Here is a 19966-nt window from a genome sequence, read left to right on the forward strand (position 1 = left end):
ATGCTTTGGACGGACTGCTTAACTCGCTTGCGACAAGAGCTCTCTGATAATGTCTTTGCCATGTGGATTCGTCCTTTGGTTGCAGAAGAAGTCGATGGGACTTTAAAACTGTATGCACCTAATCCATATTGGACGCGCTACATTCAAGAGCATCATATTGAGCTTATTTCTATTCTGGCTGAACAACTCTCAGAAGGACGAGTTCGTAAAGTTGAAATATTAGTCGATTCTCGTCCAGGTGCTATTCTTTCAGCATCTGAACAACCTGCGACCACTACAGCAGCATTAGACAGTACTCCAAATGAAGTGCCTGTTGCTAAAATCAAAAAAGAAAAAGAACACGATGTTATTTCACCTAAAAACAATAAGAAAAGACAGCTTAACCCATTGTTTAACTTTGCATTATTTGTCGAAGGTCGCTCTAACCAAATGGCCGCTGAAACGTGTCGCAAAGTTTTAACACAACTGGGCGAACCGCAACACAATCCATTATTCCTTTATGGCCCAACAGGTCTAGGTAAAACACACTTAATGCAAGCAGTCGGGAATGCTTTATTACAAGCCAAGCCGAATGCACGTGTGATGTATATGACTGCGGAAAGTTTCGTCCAAGATTTTGTCAGTTCTTTACAAAAGGGCAAAGTCGAAGAGTTCAAAAAGAACTGTCGTTCTTTAGATTTACTCTTAGTTGATGATATTCATTTATTGGCTGGTAAAGAAGCAAGTCTGGTTGAATTTTTCTATACTTTCAATGCTTTATTAGATGAATCTAAACAAATTATTTTAACTTCAGACCGTTATCCGAAAGAACTAACAGAACTTGATCCACGTCTAGTTTCTCGTTTTTCTTGGGGATTGTCAGTTGGTGTCGAACCACCTGATATTGAAACACGTATCGAAATTTTATTAAAAAAAGCGGAAAGCAGTGGTATAGATTTACCACGTAACTGCGCTTTATTTATCGCACAGCAAGTGGTTGCCAATGTCCGTGAACTTGAAGGTGCATTAAACAAAGTCGTTGCTATTTCTCGTTTCAAAGGTTCTGCGATTGATTTGGATGTGGTACGAGAATCACTGAAAGATGTTTTGGCGATCCGTGCACGTACCATTAGTACTGAAAATATCCAACGTGTGGTCAGCGAATATTTCCGTATTCCACTCAAAGAACTCGTGGGCCCTAAGCGTACCCGTATCTATGCACGTCCACGTCAGTTGGCAATGGGCTTAGCACGTGAATTGACCGGGGATAGTTTCCCTGAGATTGGTATGGCATTTGGTGGTCGTGATCACAGTACCGTGATGCATGCTTGTGAAAAAGTGCAAAGCTTACGTGATGAAGACCCAATTTTTAATGAGGATTATAAAAACCTCATGCGTCTGTTACAAAGCTAAAATTTGTTCAAATTCGACACTTGCAAAGCGGCATAAACTGCCGCATAGTACGTCATTAAAAAAATTTTATTATCCACATTTTCTGTCAAATTTTTAGAGGAATTCCACCGTGCGTTTGAAAATCGCGAAAGAAAGCTTACTCAACGTTTTATCCCATGTGGTGGGAGCTGTTGAGCGTCGCCATACTTTAAATATTCTTTCAAACGTAAAAATTCAAGCGACTAATCAGTCACTTACTGTAACGGGTTCGGATTTAGAAGTGGAGCTTGTTGCAAGTACAAGTTTGGCAGAAGGTGCATGTTTACAAGCAGGGGAGACGACTGTTCCTGCACGTAAATTGGTGGATATTTGTAAATCATTACCGACTGCGGCATTGATTGATTTACAAATTACAGAAGATCAACGCTGTATTTTAAAATCAGGCAATAGCCGTTTTGTTTTAGGTACATTACCAGCAGAAGACTACCCGTTATTGACCAATGAAAATAGTCAAGGGACTCAGGTTCAAGTGACTGAGCGTGAATTAAAACGTTTATTTGAAAAAACCTCATTTGCGATGGCGGTTCAAGATGTACGTTTCTATTTAACGGGTACTTTATTGGAAATTGATGAAAATCAATTACGCGCTGTGACCACAGACGGTCACCGTTTAGCATTGTGTGAAACTTTAGCATCTTCAAATTCAACACAATTGGTTCAAGCGATTGTTCCACGTAAAGCGGTGGGTGAGTTACAACGTCTACTCAGCATTGAAGATGAGCAATTAACGTTGTTGATTGGTCGTGAATTGTTGAATGTTACCATTCAAACTGCAAGTAAAGATAAAGAACAAGGCGATATTACAGTACGTTTCACCACGAAACTGATTGATGGTAAATTCCCAGATTATCGTCGTGTGATTCCACGTGGTGGCGATAAAGTAGTGAATATTCCACACGATGTCTTTAAACAATCTCTGCAACGTGTTGCGATCTTAAGTAATGAAAAATTACGCGGTGTGTTCTTAAACTTTAATGCCGATTCTTTGCAATTACGTGCCAATAACCCTGAGCAAGATGAAGCGATTGAAGATTTAGCGATTCAATATGCAAATGCACCGATGGAAATGTCGTTCAATGCGCAATATATTCTCGATGTTTTAAGCGTATTAGATGGTGATGATGTTGCAATGACCATGTCTGAGGCGAATCAATCAGTATTGGTGCAAGATCCAACACAGCCTAATCAGACTTATGTTGTGATGCCGATGCGTGTGTAATTGTTTTAAATTAACTTTTTAATTTATTGTCATGCATATTACGCGTTTAAATATACAACGTGTTCGAAATTTACAGACGGTTGCACTCCATGAGTTGCAGCCGTTTAATGTTTTTTATGGACAAAATGGTTCAGGTAAAACCTCGATTTTAGAAGCGATTCATTTATTGGCAACAGGGCGTTCATTCCGAACCCATATTCCTAAAAACTACATTCAAAATAACCAAGCAGATGCGATTGTTTTTGCCCAATCCATGACTGAAAAAATTGGCATGCAAAAACTGCAAAGCGGTGAGCAACTCATTAAAGTCAATGGGGACACAGTTGCGACACAAGGTCAACTTGCCAAGATATTACCACTACAACTGATTGACCCTCTCAGCACTGATATTATTGATCATGGTGCAAAGCCACGACGACAATTGCTCGATTGGCTCATGTTTCACGTGGAACCCGATTTTTATCATGCATGGCAATACTATTCTCGTGCCTTAAAACAAAGAAATAGTTTGCTTAAAATTCAGAGAAATCTGACGCTGCAAGATTTGGAACCGTGGAACAAAATGCTGAGTGATTATGGTGAGGTTTTACATTCTCAGCGTGTCGAAATTGTGGAACAGTGGAAAATCTATTTACAAGAAGATTTAGCCCAATTACTGCCCGATTTAAGCATTGAAATGGAATATAGCGCAGGGTTCCATGTGGAACATGGTTTGGCGCAAGACCTTGTTCAATACCACAAAAAAGACGTTGATCGACGTTATACCGAGTATGGCCCACATCGTGCTGATATACGCTTAAAAACAGCCATGGGCGATGCGGATGTAGTGCTTTCACGAGGGCAAAAAAAGTTATTAATAATGGCTTTAAAACTGTCACAAATTGCCATGTTACATGCCTGTAATAAGGAAACTGTGGTATTATTAGATGATGTAACAGCAGAATTAGATTTAAGCGCACAACAACGTTTAATTGAGCGATTGAGCCAGCTTGGTAGTCAAGTTTTTATTACCACACTAGACCATGAATCAGTAAAAAAACATTTACATGATTTGTCTATTTCCTACCAGTTATTCAACGTTGACCAAGGTCAAGTGAGTGTTGTTGCGCGATGACTTTATTTTTTAGCCAATTTTGGAATGACCTATTTTTCACTAGGGAGAAACCATGAGTTCAGAAGATCAAATCGCTTCTCAAACAGAACAAACCAATGACAAGGCTTATGATTCCTCTAGTATCAAAGTATTACGTGGTCTAGATGCAGTCCGTAAACGCCCTGGTATGTATATTGGTGATACTGATGATGGTTCAGGCTTACACCATATGGTTTTTGAGGTCGTGGATAATGCGATTGATGAAGCTTTAGCTGGGCATTGTGACGAAATTTTAGTGACCATTCATGAAGATGAATCTGTCAGTGTTTCCGATAATGGTCGTGGTATCCCTACCGATATTCACCCTGAAGAAGGTGTGTCCGCAGCAGAAGTAATTCTGACTATTCTGCATGCTGGTGGTAAGTTTGATGATAATAGCTATAAAGTATCAGGCGGTTTGCACGGTGTAGGTGTATCCGTAGTTAACGCTTTATCAAGTAAGCTTGAATTAACCATTCATCGTGCTGGACAGATTCACCAACAAGAATATAAACATGGTGATCCTGTATATCCATTGAAAGCAATTGGTGAAACATCGACGACAGGTACTACAGTCCGTTTTTGGCCGAGTGCTGAAACATTTAGCCAAACTATTTTTAATGTCGATATTTTAGCGCGTCGTTTGCGTGAGCTTTCGTTCTTGAATGCTGGTGTGCGTATTGTATTACGTGATAATCGTGTCGATTTAGAACATGTATTTGATTATGAAGGTGGTTTGTCTGAGTTCGTAAAATATATTAACCAAGGCAAAACTCATCTCAATGATATTTTCCATTTCACTACACTTGCTGACAATGGCATTGGTGTTGAAGTTGCGTTGCAGTGGAATGATACCTATCAAGAAAATGTTCGTTGCTTTACCAACAACATTCCACAAAAAGATGGTGGTACGCATTTAGCAGGTTTCCGTGCAGCGTTAACCCGTGGTTTAAACAGCTACATGGAAAATGAAAGCTTACTCAAAAAAGAGAAAGTTGCGGTCACTGGTGATGATGCGCGTGAAGGTTTGACTGCAATTGTTTCAGTGAAAGTGCCTGATCCTAAGTTCTCATCACAAACCAAAGAAAAATTGGTGTCGAGTGAAGTGAAACCTGCTGTAGAGCAGGCAATGAATAAATCATTCTCAGAATATTTATTGGAAAATCCTCAAGCAGCGAAATCAATCGCAGGCAAAATTATTGATGCAGCACGTGCACGTGATGCAGCGCGTAAAGCACGTGAAATGACACGTCGCAAAAGTGCTTTAGATATCGCGGGTTTACCGGGTAAATTGGCAGATTGCCAAGAAAAAGATCCAGCACTTTCTGAACTTTACTTAGTCGAGGGTGATTCTGCGGGCGGTTCTGCGAAGCAAGGTCGTAACCGTAAGATGCAAGCGATTCTGCCGTTGAAAGGTAAAATCCTGAACGTAGAACGTGCGCGTTTTGACAAAATGATTTCATCTCAAGAAGTCGGCACACTGATTACTGCATTAGGTTGTGGTATTGGTCGTGAAGAATATAATCCAGACAAATTACGTTATCACAAAATCATTATCATGACCGATGCGGACGTGGATGGTTCACACATTCGTACTTTGTTGCTGACTTTCTTCTTCCGTCAAATGCCTGAGCTTGTGGAACGTGGTTATATCTATATTGCCCAACCACCATTGTATAAATTGAAAAAGGGTAAGCAAGAGCAATACATTAAGGATAATGATGCTTTAGAAACTTACTTGATTTCAAATGCAATTGATGAGCTTGAGCTACATGTCAGTGCTGACGCACCTGCGATTCGTGGTGTGGCATTAGAGAAAGTGATTGCTGATTATCAAACTTCACAAAAAAGTTTACATCGTTTAACTGTACGCTATCCTGCATCATTATTAGACGGTTTATTGAGCTTAGACGCGTTTAAACTAGATCAAAATAACGATCAAGACTATGTACAACAATGGGGCGACAAGCTTCGTTTGGCGATAGAAACAGCACAACCAAGCTTACGTCCTGAACTGAGCTTAGAAGCATTTGATAAAGAAAATGCAGATGGAATAAAAACAACTGTTTATTTCCCTCGTATTACCATTTATGTGCATAATTTACCGCACAGTTATTTACTCGATGCGGGTTTATTGTCTTCGAGTGAATATAAGCGTTTATTGCAAAACTCGAAAAGCTGGTTCACCTTGCTTGAAAATGGCGCATATTTGCAAAAAGGTGAGCGTAAAATTTATGTTTCTACGTTCCACCAAGTATGGCAACAAATCTTAGCTGATTCACGCAAAGGCATGATGATCCAGCGCTATAAAGGCTTGGGTGAGATGAATGCTGAACAGCTTTGGGAAACTACAATGGATCCTGAAAACCGTAATATGCTTCAAGTGACGATCGATGATGCAATCGAAGCGGATCGTATGTTTGCGTGTTTAATGGGTGATGATGTTGAACCACGTCGTGCATTTATCGAAGAAAATGCTTTGAATGCAGATATTGATGCTTAATTGATATTGTTTGAAGTATAAAAGGGAATAAACCAAGGTTTATTCCCTTTTTTATTGAATTGAATGATGTAGATTCAGGATGATAAACCATAAAAAACCAGCTCATTTGAACTGGTTTTTTTTGCTTGGTTTAAATCTAAAGATTATTCACCAGCAAGCGTACATTCAAAGTTCGCTTTGTCGACTGAACAGCGTGCTTTCTTCAATACAGACATCATACCTGCATCATAAACACCTTGTTTAGTTAGCTCTAAACGACCTTCACGCATCAACTTTTGATATTTTAATTTATCTTCAGGCGTTAAATTCAATTTATATTTTGCTGGAATACTTGCTTCTAGACGGTTAATCATCGCAAAGCTTTTCGGTAAGTTTTTCACGAAATAATCACGAGATTTTTGACCGAAACCAGCAGGGAATTTTTCAGGACGGATGATGAAGTCAGCCGTGATTTGTAATACTGGGAAATTAAACATTGCACCATTTGCACCTAAACCTTTTTGAATTTCAAGCGGTTTATAAGCATAAGCAGGTGCACCGATCATATCTACCTGACCGTTGTTAAATTTTGCTGCAAAGTTAGTAATATCAGATGGTACTGCTTGTGCACCTACACGTTGAATTAATACTTTCTGTGCATCATCGTAGCTTAAGTAAGCGAATTTTTTACCAGCAGCTTTTTCGATTGAGTTAATATTTTTGTCACGTACAAAAATAAACGCTGAACCTAAAGGAGCAATACCCGCAACTTCGTATTTGTTACTGCCTTTAGTAGAAACCATTTTTGCAGCATTACGTGCATCTAGCGCAAAAGTAATAGCTGTTTTAGCAATCGCATTGCTTGGCACGCCACCGACAGAATCAATTGATCCCACAAATTTGTTATATTGACGTGCGCGCATCGCAGTCATAAATACGCCGTCACACTTTCCTGCTTTAAAATCTTGATCTGCTACGTTTTCATCTTGTTTTGGAATAAGATTAACGTCTGCACCCCAACTTTTAGCGGATAAAGCCCATTCTTGAGCCATTTGGTATGACTCGCCTGACTTACCTAATAAGTCAAATACACAGACATTTACAGCTGCTTGAGAAGCTGAGCTAAATCCAACGATAGAAGTAGCAGCAATAGCGAAAGCAATTTTTTTCATTTTTTCGTCCTTATCTATTTTGTACAATTAGGAACCTTTCCATAAGCGCAATAGTAATCAGCTTTTTTTAAAAAAAATAGAGCATTTACTCCATTTATTTATATTTTTTTTGCAATAAATTGTGAATTAGGTGCTTAATTTTATTACTTATACGCTATTTTAATAAGTAAATCATTATTTTATGTGATTAAAATCTCATTTTTTACTATAAGACTTCAAAAATAAAAAAATTATAAGATATTCAAAAAATTAAATTTATTTCTAATTGAACAAAAATATAAATCATCAATATTCCAAATATTGATCTTAATAAGTAATAAATTAAGAATTTTTGCATAAAATTTGTACTTGTTTTTTGTATTTTTATTGATCAAAATGCTGTGGGTAACTCTGTGCTTAATTTTAATTCAGTCGATTTTTTGGCTGTTTTGCAGACTTAATTTAGCATTGTGTAGTTGTAAAAATGAACAGAATAGCGATTTAAATTTTTATAAAAATAGGGATTTATTTCTATCAAAAAATATATTTATCCACATATTTTTTGCGATCTTTTAAGTTTTTTGAATTTAAAAACCAACACGATAAGCTTATATTTTAATTTATTAAGTTATTCTAATATGTTCCACGCAAGCTATTTTGAGTTATAAATAAAAGTTATGTATTTTATTATAGGTTTTTGGCTGTATTTTTTGAATAAAAATTTGGGTATTAAAAAATGCTTTAATTAATAAAGTTTCGAATTAAAGATGAAATTGATGAGAATATTTTTGATTAAACAAAGGTTTATATTTATTAATAAAATATTTAGTGATTTCTAAAGATGATTTTTACTACTTCTAGCAAAATGTATTCAATGAGATTCTGATTTCAGCGATGTGTTGTTTAAATATTTAGTTTTCTTAATTTTTATGCATAAAAAAGCCAGAAATCATGTACTTTGATTTCTGGTTAGTGTATTTGCTAAAGTTTAGATTTAGTCAAATGAACTTTCTAACTCTTCCAACTCCATCATGAGTTCGAGCATTTGTTCTTCAGCTTGTTCTAATTTGGACTTAAGTTCATTTTGCTCATTCATCAGTTTGAGTAAGTCATCTTTACGATTGGTTTCATAAAGCGCTGAATCTGCAAGTAATTCTTCAATTTCTGCCAATCTCGGCTGAATTTTTCCAATTTGTGTCTCAATTTTTTCGATATTTTTACGAATAGGGCGACTGAGCTCACGTTGACGTGCGGCTTCTTTGCGTTGTGCTTCTTTATCGACTTTTGAAACAACTGTTTTTTCAACAACTTGTGACTGAATTGGAGCACTCGGTTGTTGCCCATTTTTGATCATATCAATACGTGCTTGGCGTAACCATGCTGCATAATCTTGTAGATCGCCATCAAATTCTTTGCTTTGACCATTGTGAACTAATATTAATTCATCACAAACAGATGCAATCAATTGACGTTCATGCGAAACCAGTACCACAGCACCTTCAAAGTCTTGCAATGCCATGGTTAATGCATGACGCATATCTAAATCTAAATGGTTCGTCGGCTCATCGAGAATCAGAACATTTGGGCGTAACCAGACAATTAATGCCAAAGCCAATCGTGCACGTTCACCACCTGAGAAGCTTTCACTTGGGGTGTCCATACGTTCGCCGCTAAAGCCAAAACTTCCTAAAAATGAGCGTAAAGTTGCTTCACTAATTTTTGGATCAGCAATACGTGAGAGTTGTAGCATTGGACTGGCATTGCCATCTAAAGCATCCATTTGATGCTGTGCAAAATAACCGATATTAAGCAGTTCTGAATCTTTACGTGTACCTTTAAGTAAGGCTAAATCACCTACCAAAGATTTAATTAATGTTGATTTACCTGCACCATTCATTCCCAATAAACCAATTCGGCTGCTTGGAGTAATTTGTAAATTCACATTGGTGATAATCAATTTATCGCCATAACCAATATCTGCATGTTCCAAGGTTAATAAAGGAGAACTCATTTTACTTGGTTCACGGAAACTGAAAGTAAAAGGGTTGTCCACATGCGCGGGTGCAAGCTCTTGCATGCGCTCAAGTTGCTTGATGCGACTCTGCGCTTGGCGTGCTTTGGTGGCTTTGGCTTTAAAACGGTCAATAAATTTTTGTAAATGTGCTTTGGCTTCTTGTTGTTTTTCAAAAGCTTGTTGTTGCTGTGCTAAACGTTCAGCACGTGTTGTTTCAAAAGTTGAATAATTCCCTGTATAAAGCGTCAGTTCTTGATTTTCGATATGCAAAATATGATCAGTAATTGCGTCTAAGAAATCACGGTCATGTGAAATTAAAATCAAAGTACCTGCATAAGCTTTTAACCAATCTTCGAGCCATAAAATTGCATCTAAGTCCAAATGGTTAGTTGGTTCATCCAGTAATAATAAATCTGAACGACTCATCAGAGTGCGCGCTAAATTTAAACGCATACGCCAACCACCTGAAAAACTTGAAACTAAAAGTTCTGATTGATGCTCAAAAAAACCTAAACCAGCCATCAATTGTGATGCTTTTGAGGCTGCTGTGTAGCCATGAATTTCTTCAAAACGGCTATACAGATGTGCTAATTCATCATTGCTGAGTTCATCAGAGTGTTCAAGCTTGTGTTGAATATCCCAAAATTCTTCATCACCAGAGAGCACGAAATCAATCGCTTTCATATCTAAGGCTTTGATTTCTTGCGCCATGTGGGCAACTGTCCATACATTAGGACGTGTCAAACTACCGCTGTCTGACTCCATGCCACCCAAAAGCGCTGAAAATAGGGTAGATTTACCCGCGCCATTGACTCCAGTAAGACCGATTTTCCAACCTGGATGAAGCTGCATAGACGCTTTTTGAAATAAAATACGTCCGCCACGGCGAATTGAAAGTTGGTCTAACTGAATCATAAGAAATAAGCTATTCGTTATCGGATGCCGTATTCTAAATGATAAATAGAAGAGTTCAAAAAATATAAGAAAAAAGAATTTAGGGGATAGATTGTTGGAGTTTTATTGAACCGTATTCCTGCAGATTTTCATGCTTAATTAATTTTAAGTTTCTCAAAATAAATCTAAAATAAAGATGTTTGGTGTGTATTAATTGTTATTATTGTGATATTAATCACAGTGTAAGGAGTGTTTTGAGATCATGGATAATGAATATATGCTTTTTAAAAATTGCTCTTAGCCTACTTTTTTTTGGGATGGTATCTAATTCAGCTATTGCTGGACAAACAATTTGTGTGTTTGATGTTCAGGGCCGTTCGGGTGATATTTTTAAAACAATTGAAGAATGGGCTTTAGAAGCAAAAAAATCACAAGCAGATATTAAATTAATTGCTTATCAAAAAGAAGAAGAGGCTGACGCAGATTTTAAAGCAGGAAAATGTGATGGTGCATTTTTAACTTCATTGCGTGCACGTTATTACAATAAATTTGGAGGTTCAATTGATGCATTAGGAGCAGTTCCTAATAATGTGATTGCAGAAAAAGCAATCAAATATGCATTAGATCAACGAAATGCTAAAAGAATGATTTCTCGAATAAGTAATGAGAAATTTGAAGTCGCTGGAATTACTCAAATTGGTACAGCTTATTTATTTGTTAAATATAATGTGCTTAAAAATCCAGAAAATCCAATCAAGGATTTAGTAGGGCAAAAATTTTCTTTCCTCGGTTATGACTTTGCGCAAAGCTATATGCTGAAAAAAGTAGATGCAATTCCCGTCCCTTCAGAAATCTCAAATTTAGTTAAAAAATTTAACAGTGGGCAAGTTGATATGACTGCAGCACCTGCTTATTTATATAAACCTTTTGAAATGCATAAGGGCTTAGGTGCAAATGGTGCTGTGGTAACGTTCCCTGTCATGAACATTACGATGTTAATGGTGGTGAGACCTGATAAGTTCCCTGAAAATTTTGGCTATAAATCTAGAGAAATTTTTGTCAAAAACTTACCTAGGACATTTTATGTAGTGAAAAGAACAGAGCTCAATATACCTGCAAAGTATAAATTAGCATTAACAAAAGAACAAAGTGTTAAATATCAGATGGTAATTCGTGATGCACGTATCGAGTTAACCAAACAAGGTGTTTATGACTCAACAATGATGTCTATGCTAAAAAAAGCTCGTTGTACGATTGATAGAACGAATTTTGAATGCTCATTGGCTGGAGAGTAAGCCCAATAGAATAAATTAAACAAAATAAGGAAATAAAATGAATAAAAAATATCTACTACCGATTATTTTACTCACCAGTAGCTCTTCATTTACACATGCTGCGAAACAGAATGTGTGCATTTTTGATTTATTGGGTAAAGCGGGCGAGTCATATAAATTGATGGAAGAATGGGCATTAGTCTCAAAAACATGGGGTGCTGATATTAGTTTAGTGGCGTACCAGTCTGAAGAGCAAGTTGCTAAAGATTTTAAAACCAATAAGTGTGATGCTGCCGCGATGACCTCTATGCGCGCGCGTGAATATAATAAGTTTGGTGGTTCAATTGATGCTTTAGGCGGTGTGCCAAGTAATGATATTGCGAAAAAGGCAATTACTTACGCGTTAGATAAACGAAATGCAAAAAGATTGATTTCTGAAAAGAATGGTGTGGAATATGAGTTAGCTGCGATTTCACCGATTGGCATCGCCTATATGTTTGTACGTGATAAATCTATAAATACCCTTGAAAAGGGTAAAGGGAAAAAATTTGCCTATTTACACTATGACATTGCACAGAAAATTGCTGTGGAGCGAGTCGGTGCGGTGGGTGTTCCATCAGATATTTTTAACTTTGTTAAAAAGTTTAATGATGGTGAGGCAGATGCGATCGCTTCCCCTGCTTATGCTTATAAACCGCTTGAAATTTATAAAGGGATAAGTGCAAATGGTGCAATGTTTACTTATCCTGTGGTCAATGTAACTGCAGACTTGATTATTAAAAAAGATAAATTCCCATTAGATTTCGGTATGCAATCTAGAGCTTGGTCATTGAAGCAATTACCTCGTTCATATAGAAATATTGAGCGTATGGAAGCTGAAATACCTGCGAAATATAAGATAGATGTTTCTAAAGAAGATGCGCTTCGTTACCAAAAATTGTTGCGTGATGGTCGGATCGAGTTAACTAAAAGGGGAGTATACGACCCTGTGATGATGTCTGTACTTAAAAGAGCACGTTGTACCGTTGATCGAACCAACTTTGAATGCTCTCTTCCTGGTGAATAATTTTAGGTCATCCAAAATAACAAAGCCATCACTTAGATGGCTTTGAAATATTCAAAAATCACAAAAAAATATTAGTCGGTAAATGTGACTTTGGCTATGGCTTTTTTGCTTGCTTGGATAATTAAGGTCACGTTCTCTTTCACCATATAGCTTGCATCAACGGTTTCCCAATCGACTTTAACGGCTCCACGTGAAACAGCATCTTTCGATTGTGCTGAGTTTTTGGTTAGACCAGCTGCACGAAGAATTGAAATAATTGACACTTCACCGCCAAATTCGCCACGTGAAATGGTGATTTCAGGTGTACCTTCTGGTAGCTCACCTTCAGTAATTAAATTACCTGCACCTTTGTGTGCATGTTCTGCAGCTTCAGCACCGTGGAAACGTTCAACCAATTCCAATGCAAGAATTTTCTTGATATCTTGAGGGTTACGGCCTTCAGCCATTTCTTTCAATAGAACTTCAATTTCGTCCATTGATTTAAAGCTGAGTAATTCAAAATAACGTTCAATCAAGCTGTCAGGCATAGACAATACTTTTTGATACATTGCGCCAGGTGCATCAAATACACCGATATAGTTGCCTAAAGATTTAGACATCTTATTAACGCCATCTAAGCCTTCAAGAATTGGCACAGTGATACACACTTGTGCTTCTTGGTCAAAACGACCTTGAAGCGTACGTCCCATAAGCAAGTTAAAAGTTTGGTCTGTACCACCAAGTTCTACGTCTGCTTCTAGTGCGATTGAGTCATAACCTTGAACCAATGGATACAAGAACTCATGAATCGCAATCGGTTGATGGTTGTTATAACGTTTTGTGAAGTCATCACGTTCTAACATACGCGCAACAGTTTGCTGTGAAGCCAATTGAATCAAATCAGCCGCAGTTTTTGTTGCAAACCATTCTGAGTTAAAGCGAACTTTAGTTTTATTCGGATCAAGAATTTTAAAGACTTGTTCTTGATAGGTTTTTGCATTTTCTAAAACTTGCTCACGCGATAATGGTGGGCGTGTTGCACTTTTACCTGTTGGATCACCGATCATGGCAGTGTAGTCACCAATCAAGAAAGTCACGTTATGACCCAAATCTTGAAAGGTTTTTAATTTATTGATCAGTACAGTATGACCTAAGTGTAGGTCAGGTGCTGTTGGGTCAAAGCCTGCTTTAATATTTAAAGGGCGATTTTCTTTGAGTTTTTTTAATAAATCCTCTTCAGAAATAATCTCGTGTGTGCCTCGTTGGATGAGGGCAAGTTGTTCTTCCGCTGGTAGGAAATTAGACATCACAAAATCCAATACATCAGTTATCTCATTTGTGCGATATACTAACATTTTTTCAGCATAATGCAGGCGAAGAATATCTCATGACAACAATCTATATTGGCGTAATGACTGGAACCAGCATGGACGGCGTCGATTTTGTTGCTGCTTCATTTGATCCCTTACATGTTCATGCCACTTTAACAGTGCCTTTTGACCCTGATTTAAGGGATGAATTAATGGCTTTAACGCTACCTGATGACAATGAAATTGATCGGATGGGCAAAGCAGATGTTGCGCTTGCAAGCATGATTGGAAATGGCATTAATCAACTGATCAATGAAAATAATTTAGATAGAAGTCAAATCAAAGCGATAGGTTCACATGGTCAAACCATTCGTCATCGTCCTGAACATGGGTTTACGCTACAAATTGGTGATCCAAATATTATTACTGAAATAACTCAAATCCCGGTGATTTCAGATTTTCGTCGTCGTGATATGGCAGCAGGGGGGCAAGGTGCACCATTGGTTCCTGCATTCCATCAAGCATTATTTCAACATCCAACTATTCACCGAGTGATTCTGAATTTGGGTGGGATTGCCAATGTCAGTATGTTACCTGCGGGCGATGATCAGGGTGTTTATGGTTTTGATACAGGACCCGCCAATATTTTGATGGATGCTTGGTGTCATCGCTATACAGGACAGCCTTATGATGAAAATGGCAACTGGGCAGCCTATGGTCAACCGATTCGATCTTTATTAGATCGTTTGCAAGCACATGAATATTTTTCTAAAGAACCACCGAAAAGTACGGGGCGTGAAGACTTCAATTTAGAATGGCTAGATGAGCAAATTTCAGATTGGCGCAATGATCTGGAATACGATGAGCTTGAAGATACACCTGAAAATGTTCAAGCGACACTGATGAAACTGACCACACGGGCGATTAAAAAAGCCATCTACCGTTCGCCTTTAGATACTGGTGAAGTCTATGTCTGTGGCGGTGGGGCTTATAATTCACATTTGCTTGAACAATTGCGTTGGCGTTTGCGTAAACATAATTGGTCTGTACAAACGACTTCCGCACTGGGCTTAGCACCAACATGGGTTGAGGCGACAGCTTTTGCTTGGTTAGCCATGCGTTTTGATTTACAGCAAAGTGGTAACTTACCTGCGGTGACGGGGGCAAAAGGCTATCGTGTTTTAGGGACAATCACAGCTGTATAAGTTGTAAAATTATGGGTATCAAACAGGTAGATTGTCAGACAATGATCGACCTGTTTAACCCTAGATTTGTCCTTTCGAGCTGTTAACAAAACCAAGATTCAACTGCAATATCAATAAAAATGAGAATAGGAAATAGTAGAACTCACCATGACTATAGCGATAAAAACACAACGAATAGAATCTTATCAACGAGAAGGATTAAGCTTTGATGTCATTGATTCTGGACCATTAGATGGACAAGTTTTTGTCCTCTTACATGGTTTTCCTGAAACTAATAAAAGTTGGCAAGAAACTTCAGAAATTTTGAATGCACAAGGTTATCGAACTTTTGCAGTCAATCAACGGGGGTATAGTCTAGGTGCGCAACCAACTAGCCGTCGTGACTATCGTGGTTCTGCTTTGCTTGAAGATGTGAATGCTTTACTCGACATTATTCAACAACCTGTTTATTTGGTGGGGCATGATTGGGGTGCGGTTGTGGCTTGGGATGTGGCACAGCGTTATCCTGAGAAAATAAAGCATTTGATTACCATTTCAGTACCACATAAAGCCGCGTTCATGAAAGCGATGCTGACCAGTAACCAATTGTTTAAATCTTATTATATGGGTTTATTTCAGTTGCCTAAAATTCCTGAACTACTGTTTGAAAAAGTACCTCAGATTGGTTTGGCTTTATTGAAAGATTCAGGCATGACAGAACAACAGCTCAAGGACTTTCAACAAGAAATTGTCAATGAAAAGCGTTTAAGTACAGCTTTAAACTGGTATCGAGGTTTACCCTTCAGTTCCAATAAAAACTTATTGAAACCGATCACAGTCCCGACTTTATTTATTTGGGGAAAATACGATTCAGCGATTGGTCCTAAAGGTGTGGAATACAATAAAAATTATGTTCATGCGCCGTATAAAGAAGTGATTATGGATGCAACCCATTGGATTCCTGTACAAAATGCCAAAGAGCTTAGTCAATATATTTTAGATGCAGTTGCGTAGAAGATTGATACGTTAGATATAAAAATGCCCTCAAATTTGAGGGCATTTTTATAAATTCTTTAGATCAGATCGAGAATGAAGAACCACAACCACAAGTTGTTGTCGCATTTGGGTTTTCAACAATAAAACGTGAACCTTCTAGACCTTCAATATAGTCGACTTTTGAACCGACTAAATATTGATAGCTCAATGAATCAACCAACATTTTGACATCGCCATTCACAAACTCGGCATCGTCTTCATTGGCATTTTCAGCAAAGTTAAAACCATAAGAAAAACCTGAACAGCCACCACCTGTTACATAGACACGTAACATCAGTTCTTGATTACCTTCACTGTCACGCAGTTGGCGAACTTTATTTGCAGCATTATCAGTCATCTCAAGTGCTTGGGCGGTCATGATATTGTTCCTCAGATTCAAATGGCTTAAACGAAAAGACCATATATTCAGTATAACATACTCAATATATGGTCAGTGAGTGAACTTTAAAGTAAATTCAGACTAAAATTATCGGATTTAAGTAAAATTTAGCAGATGAACTTATTTATAGTTTTCATCCTGTAATGCACATTCAAAGTTTGTTGGGCTATTCTTACAACGGAATTGCCAAAGAATCTTCATCATTTGTTTGTTATAAACGCCTTGTTTGGTCAGGTTAATACGTGATTCACGCATTAGCTTTTGATAACCTGGTTTATCTCCTTCAGGTACTTGCATCCAGTATTTTGAAGGAATATCCGCTTTCATTTTCCCAATAATACCATTGGCACGTGGTAATTGAGATTTCACCCAATCACGCGATTTTTGACCATAGCCTGCAGGGAATTTATCTGGACGAATGATGATATTACCAGTCACTTGTAACAGTGGGTAATTCACAATTGCACCTTTAGTACCTAAGCCTTTATGTAACTCTAAAGGTTTAAATACAGCAACAGGCGCACCAATAATATCGACCTGTCCATTATTAAATTTTGCACCAAAATTGGTTACATCAGCACTGACAGCTTGCGCACCAATCTGCTGTACCATGATTTTCTGTGCTTGGTCGTAATCAAGGACGGCAATTTTTTTACCTGCTGCTTTTGCCACAGTATTGATATTGCGATCATTGACCAATAGATATGCATCACCTACAGGAATGACACCAACGACTTCATATTGTCCGCTGGTCATATATTTAGCAAAGTTTGGGTTAGCTAAACCTTGCATGACTTTCACTGCGAGATTGAGATCAGGGATTGCACCAATTGCATCGAGTGAGCCTGTAAAGTTATTAAATTGGCGACCACGCATACCTGTAATACTTACGGCATCACATTTACCTGCTTTAAAATCTTCAGCAATTACAGCTTCATTTGAATTCACTTTTAATTCAAGATCTCCGCCCCAGTTTTTAGCAGCAAGCTGATAGTCTTTCATTAGGGTAAATACATCACCATTTTTACCAACTAAATCAAAGACACACATGACTTGTTTTGCTTGAGTTGCAGAGGTAGCAGCCATTAAACCAGCTGTGACGAGAAGGGCTTTAGACCATTTCATTATTTTTTTCCTTTCCATGATCAATATTATTGATGTTCAAACGATCCAGTTTAAAACATATGTATCGGTGAACTTTTTACATCAAAATAAATTTAGCAAGAAATTCTATATGTCGAAATAGAACTTTATTCAATTTAAAACAATAAATTCTGAATTTATTGCTCAAGCCATTTGATGAGTTGATGTTGAGAAAATGATTACTTGAATTAGAGAAAATCGCAATGACTTAAATGACAAAAATAAGTAGAAAACATTCTGAAATGTGAACCAGTTAATAGCTTTGTAAATTCATCATTTTTTGTTTTTTATTGCGTTAATTATTTGCTAAAGCGACAAAGCGGATCAGAGTTTTGCTCAGATCCGCTGATGTTAATTTTTACCTTGTTCTTTGTTTTGATCCGCTTTTCTATGATCATCACGCTTTTTATCACGTTGCTGTTGTTGATTTTGCTGTTGGCGTTGTTGCCATTGTTTACGATCTGGGCGATTGCCCCATTGGCGATCTTTCATTGACGAATGATTCCAACGCTGTTCAGGCTTGGTTTTATTGTCCCAATCATTTTTGCGTTGTGCTTGTTGCCATTTTTTACGCTGATCTTGTTCCCATTGCTGTTTTTTCAATTGTTCACGTTTGGCTTTTTCATATTGCCAACGATGATTTTTCAACTGATTTTCACGTCGCTGTTGTTCTATCCGCTGTTGCTGAATACGGTAGGCACGTTCACGCTCCCAGCGTTGACGGTCTTTATAAGGGTCATATCGAGCATCATAAGCTCGATCATAGTCATAATCGCGATAAACAGGATGTCCATAACTTCCATACCCACGGGAATCATAACCATCGTCAGGGAATGCTACACAACCAACAGCAAGTAGCGATGTTATTAATGAAACAAATAATGCTTTAATTGCCATGAGTTGCCTCCTTATATTTATCAAAAAATAGCAAAAAAAAATTGAGATAAAGCAAAATAGTCAATGACAATGTATTTGACTCAGATTAGCGTATTTAAAATTTATATTTGTATATCGATTGCTAGACTTGTATAAGAATATAGTCAGTCAATTCCTGATCATGTAGAAAATATGAAGAATTTGGACATTTAAGGAAGAACTCAATGGTTGCATTTCAACGTAATATTCAAGACATCGTCGAAAAAGGGCAGGGTGCTGCAGGCAGAACATTAGACCGTTTACCTACGTTTGCTCAAGAATCTTTAGCTAAACTATTGGGTTATCCTTATGAGTTCCCGCAATTAGATAGTTTTACGAAATGTTTGATGGCAGCACAATTGAAACAAGGCAAAGTGGGTTTCATTAATGAAAATGTCGAACGTTCACGAAAGCAATTTGAATCGCAGATGCAGTCGATTACCAATAAACCAACTCATGTTCAGTTTGTTGAAGATATTCGTTTACCGCTACAAAGTGGCAGTATCTATGCAAGACATTATCATCCTGCACCCAACAAAAAATTACCAATGATTGTGTTTTATCATGGTGGTGGTTTTGTTGTAGGAAGTGTGGATACCCATGATGAAGTTTGCCGGTTGATTGCGACACATGCTAAAGCGCAAGTCCTCAGTATAGAATACCCTCTTGCACCTGAAGTTGGGCCTCGCGAGTTGATTCAATCGTGTGAAGATGCCCTAGCTTGGGTATATCAAAATCGCCGTCAGTTTAAAATTCTAAAAAATAAAATTGCGATTGCTGGAGATAGTGCAGGTGGGAATATTTGCGCAGTCCTCTCTCAAAGAACAGTCAATGAAGCTTACGCTCCTCAGGCACAGTTTTTAATTTACCCAGCGGTTGATTTTAAGAGCCGTCATCCATCATTTTTTGCTTATAAAGATGGATTAGTTTTGACGGGATCTGACATTGATTATGTGACTGACTATTATGCGACGCGATTCAATGTTGCATTAGACGATACGATTATTTCGCCAACTTATGGTAATTTGAAAAAATTAGCCCCTGCATTTGTAGTAACGGCAGGACATGATGTACTTCATGATGAAGGTAAAATCTATGCTTATAAATTACGTCAACATGGTGTGAAAATCCATTATCAAGATTATGAAGACCAAACACATGGCTTTATTAACTTCACACCAATTTCACGTAAAGCGAAAAAGAATGTCATCGAAATGAGCAAAGAGTTCCGTAAGTTTTGGGATAAACAATAATTCCTTGATAAAAGCAGCCTAAAAGATCAAAACATAAATGATCGATTGTTTTATTTAGAACAATCGATCATTTATGTTAAAAGA

Annotated in this window: 15 protein-coding genes; 9 read left to right on the plus strand and 6 right to left on the minus strand. The window is 37.6% G+C overall.

Annotated features, from left to right (window positions below; translation table 11 throughout):
• The 4 genes from dnaA to gyrB all read left to right on the plus strand — a co-directional run bounded on the left by dnaA (position 1) and on the right by gyrB (position 6285).
• A complete protein-coding gene (gene dnaA, locus BEN71_RS00685) occupies positions 1-1392 on the plus strand; it encodes a chromosomal replication initiator protein DnaA (protein WP_068974156.1) in 1392 nt (463 codons plus the stop codon).
• Between the two features lie 109 nt (positions 1393-1501).
• Positions 1502-2650: a DNA polymerase III subunit beta gene (gene dnaN, locus BEN71_RS00690; protein WP_068974155.1), complete on the plus strand. Its 1149-nt coding sequence runs from the start codon at positions 1502-1504 to the stop codon at positions 2648-2650.
• A gap of 31 nt (positions 2651-2681) precedes the next feature.
• On the plus strand, positions 2682-3764 hold the full coding sequence (recF, locus tag BEN71_RS00695; RefSeq protein WP_068974154.1) for a DNA replication/repair protein RecF: 1083 nt from the start codon (positions 2682-2684) through the stop codon (positions 3762-3764).
• A gap of 52 nt (positions 3765-3816) precedes the next feature.
• A complete protein-coding gene (gene gyrB, locus BEN71_RS00700; RefSeq protein WP_068974153.1) occupies positions 3817-6285 on the plus strand; it encodes a DNA topoisomerase (ATP-hydrolyzing) subunit B in 2469 nt (822 codons plus the stop codon).
• 143 nt (positions 6286-6428) lie between these two features.
• Here gyrB and BEN71_RS00705 read toward each other — a convergent pair whose 3' ends face one another.
• Positions 6429-7436, minus strand: coding sequence for a putative solute-binding protein (locus BEN71_RS00705; protein WP_068974152.1), 1008 nt, complete (start codon positions 7434-7436; stop codon positions 6429-6431).
• Positions 7437-8409: 973 nt separating this feature from the next.
• Complete coding sequence (locus tag BEN71_RS00710) at positions 8410-10344, minus strand: ATP-binding cassette domain-containing protein (protein ID WP_068974151.1); 1935 nt, start codon at positions 10342-10344, stop codon at positions 8410-8412.
• A gap of 248 nt (positions 10345-10592) precedes the next feature.
• Here BEN71_RS00710 and BEN71_RS00715 point away from each other — a divergent pair, with 248 nt between their 5' ends.
• On the plus strand, positions 10593-11618 hold the full coding sequence (locus tag BEN71_RS00715) for a putative solute-binding protein (RefSeq protein ID WP_068974150.1): 1026 nt from the start codon (positions 10593-10595) through the stop codon (positions 11616-11618).
• Positions 11619-11655: 37 nt separating this feature from the next.
• Positions 11656-12663, plus strand: coding sequence for a putative solute-binding protein (locus BEN71_RS00720; protein ID WP_068974149.1), 1008 nt, complete (start codon positions 11656-11658; stop codon positions 12661-12663).
• 71 nt (positions 12664-12734) lie between these two features.
• Here the strand turns inward: BEN71_RS00720 and tyrS are convergent, their stop codons facing one another.
• Positions 12735-13949 carry a tyrosine--tRNA ligase gene (gene tyrS / locus BEN71_RS00725; RefSeq protein ID WP_068974205.1) on the minus strand — a complete coding sequence of 405 codons (1215 nt, stop codon included), beginning with the start codon at positions 13947-13949 and terminating at the stop codon, positions 12735-12737.
• Between the two features lie 80 nt (positions 13950-14029).
• Between tyrS and BEN71_RS00730 the strand changes: the two genes are divergently transcribed.
• Both BEN71_RS00730 and BEN71_RS00735 read left to right on the plus strand, forming a co-directional pair.
• The gene (locus tag BEN71_RS00730) at positions 14030-15157 is read left to right on the plus strand and encodes an anhydro-N-acetylmuramic acid kinase (protein WP_068974148.1); all 1128 of its coding nucleotides are present in this window, start codon (positions 14030-14032) and stop codon (positions 15155-15157) included.
• A 147-nt stretch (positions 15158-15304) separates the two neighbouring features.
• Entirely contained in the window at positions 15305-16150 is an 846-nt protein-coding gene (locus BEN71_RS00735; RefSeq protein WP_068974147.1) for an alpha/beta fold hydrolase, read from the plus strand.
• A gap of 64 nt (positions 16151-16214) precedes the next feature.
• Here BEN71_RS00735 and erpA read toward each other — a convergent pair whose 3' ends face one another.
• From erpA to BEN71_RS00750, 3 genes are all read right to left on the minus strand, one after another.
• Positions 16215-16550, minus strand: coding sequence for an iron-sulfur cluster insertion protein ErpA (gene erpA / locus BEN71_RS00740; protein ID WP_068974146.1), 336 nt, complete (start codon positions 16548-16550; stop codon positions 16215-16217).
• Positions 16551-16691: 141 nt separating this feature from the next.
• Positions 16692-17696, minus strand: coding sequence for a putative solute-binding protein (locus BEN71_RS00745; protein ID WP_068974145.1), 1005 nt, complete (start codon positions 17694-17696; stop codon positions 16692-16694).
• 369 nt (positions 17697-18065) lie between these two features.
• Entirely contained in the window at positions 18066-18611 is a 546-nt protein-coding gene (locus BEN71_RS00750; protein WP_068974144.1) for a hypothetical protein, read from the minus strand.
• Between the two features lie 203 nt (positions 18612-18814).
• Between BEN71_RS00750 and BEN71_RS00755 the strand changes: the two genes are divergently transcribed.
• Entirely contained in the window at positions 18815-19882 is a 1068-nt protein-coding gene (locus tag BEN71_RS00755) for an alpha/beta hydrolase (RefSeq protein ID WP_068974143.1), read from the plus strand.
• Positions 19883-19966 lie beyond the last annotated feature (84 nt).

Origin of the sequence: Acinetobacter wuhouensis (genome assembly GCF_001696605.3) — a bacterium.
Classification (GTDB): Bacteria; Pseudomonadota; Gammaproteobacteria; order Pseudomonadales; family Moraxellaceae; genus Acinetobacter; species Acinetobacter wuhouensis.

Excerpts from the sequence above, each read along its gene's own strand:
- dnaA (WP_068974156.1), top strand. The coding sequence starts at position 1 with ATGCTTTGGACGGACTGCTTAACTCGCTTGCGACAAGAGCTCTCTGAT.
- recF (WP_068974154.1), top strand. The coding sequence starts at position 2,682 with ATGCATATTACGCGTTTAAATATACAACGTGTTCGAAATTTACAGACG.
- gyrB (WP_068974153.1), top strand. The coding sequence starts at position 3,817 with ATGAGTTCAGAAGATCAAATCGCTTCTCAAACAGAACAAACCAATGAC.
- BEN71_RS00705 (WP_068974152.1), bottom strand. The coding sequence starts at position 7,436 with ATGAAAAAAATTGCTTTCGCTATTGCTGCTACTTCTATCGTTGGATTT.
- BEN71_RS00710 (WP_068974151.1), bottom strand. The coding sequence starts at position 10,344 with ATGATTCAGTTAGACCAACTTTCAATTCGCCGTGGCGGACGTATTTTA.
- BEN71_RS00715 (WP_068974150.1), top strand. The coding sequence starts at position 10,593 with ATGAATATATGCTTTTTAAAAATTGCTCTTAGCCTACTTTTTTTTGGG.
- BEN71_RS00720 (WP_068974149.1), top strand. The coding sequence starts at position 11,656 with ATGAATAAAAAATATCTACTACCGATTATTTTACTCACCAGTAGCTCT.
- tyrS (WP_068974205.1), bottom strand. The coding sequence starts at position 13,949 with ATGTCTAATTTCCTACCAGCGGAAGAACAACTTGCCCTCATCCAACGA.
- BEN71_RS00730 (WP_068974148.1), top strand. The coding sequence starts at position 14,030 with ATGACAACAATCTATATTGGCGTAATGACTGGAACCAGCATGGACGGC.
- BEN71_RS00735 (WP_068974147.1), top strand. The coding sequence starts at position 15,305 with ATGACTATAGCGATAAAAACACAACGAATAGAATCTTATCAACGAGAA.
- erpA (WP_068974146.1), bottom strand. The coding sequence starts at position 16,550 with ATGACCGCCCAAGCACTTGAGATGACTGATAATGCTGCAAATAAAGTT.
- BEN71_RS00745 (WP_068974145.1), bottom strand. The coding sequence starts at position 17,696 with ATGAAATGGTCTAAAGCCCTTCTCGTCACAGCTGGTTTAATGGCTGCT.
- BEN71_RS00750 (WP_068974144.1), bottom strand. The coding sequence starts at position 18,611 with ATGGCAATTAAAGCATTATTTGTTTCATTAATAACATCGCTACTTGCT.
- BEN71_RS00755 (WP_068974143.1), top strand. The coding sequence starts at position 18,815 with ATGGTTGCATTTCAACGTAATATTCAAGACATCGTCGAAAAAGGGCAG.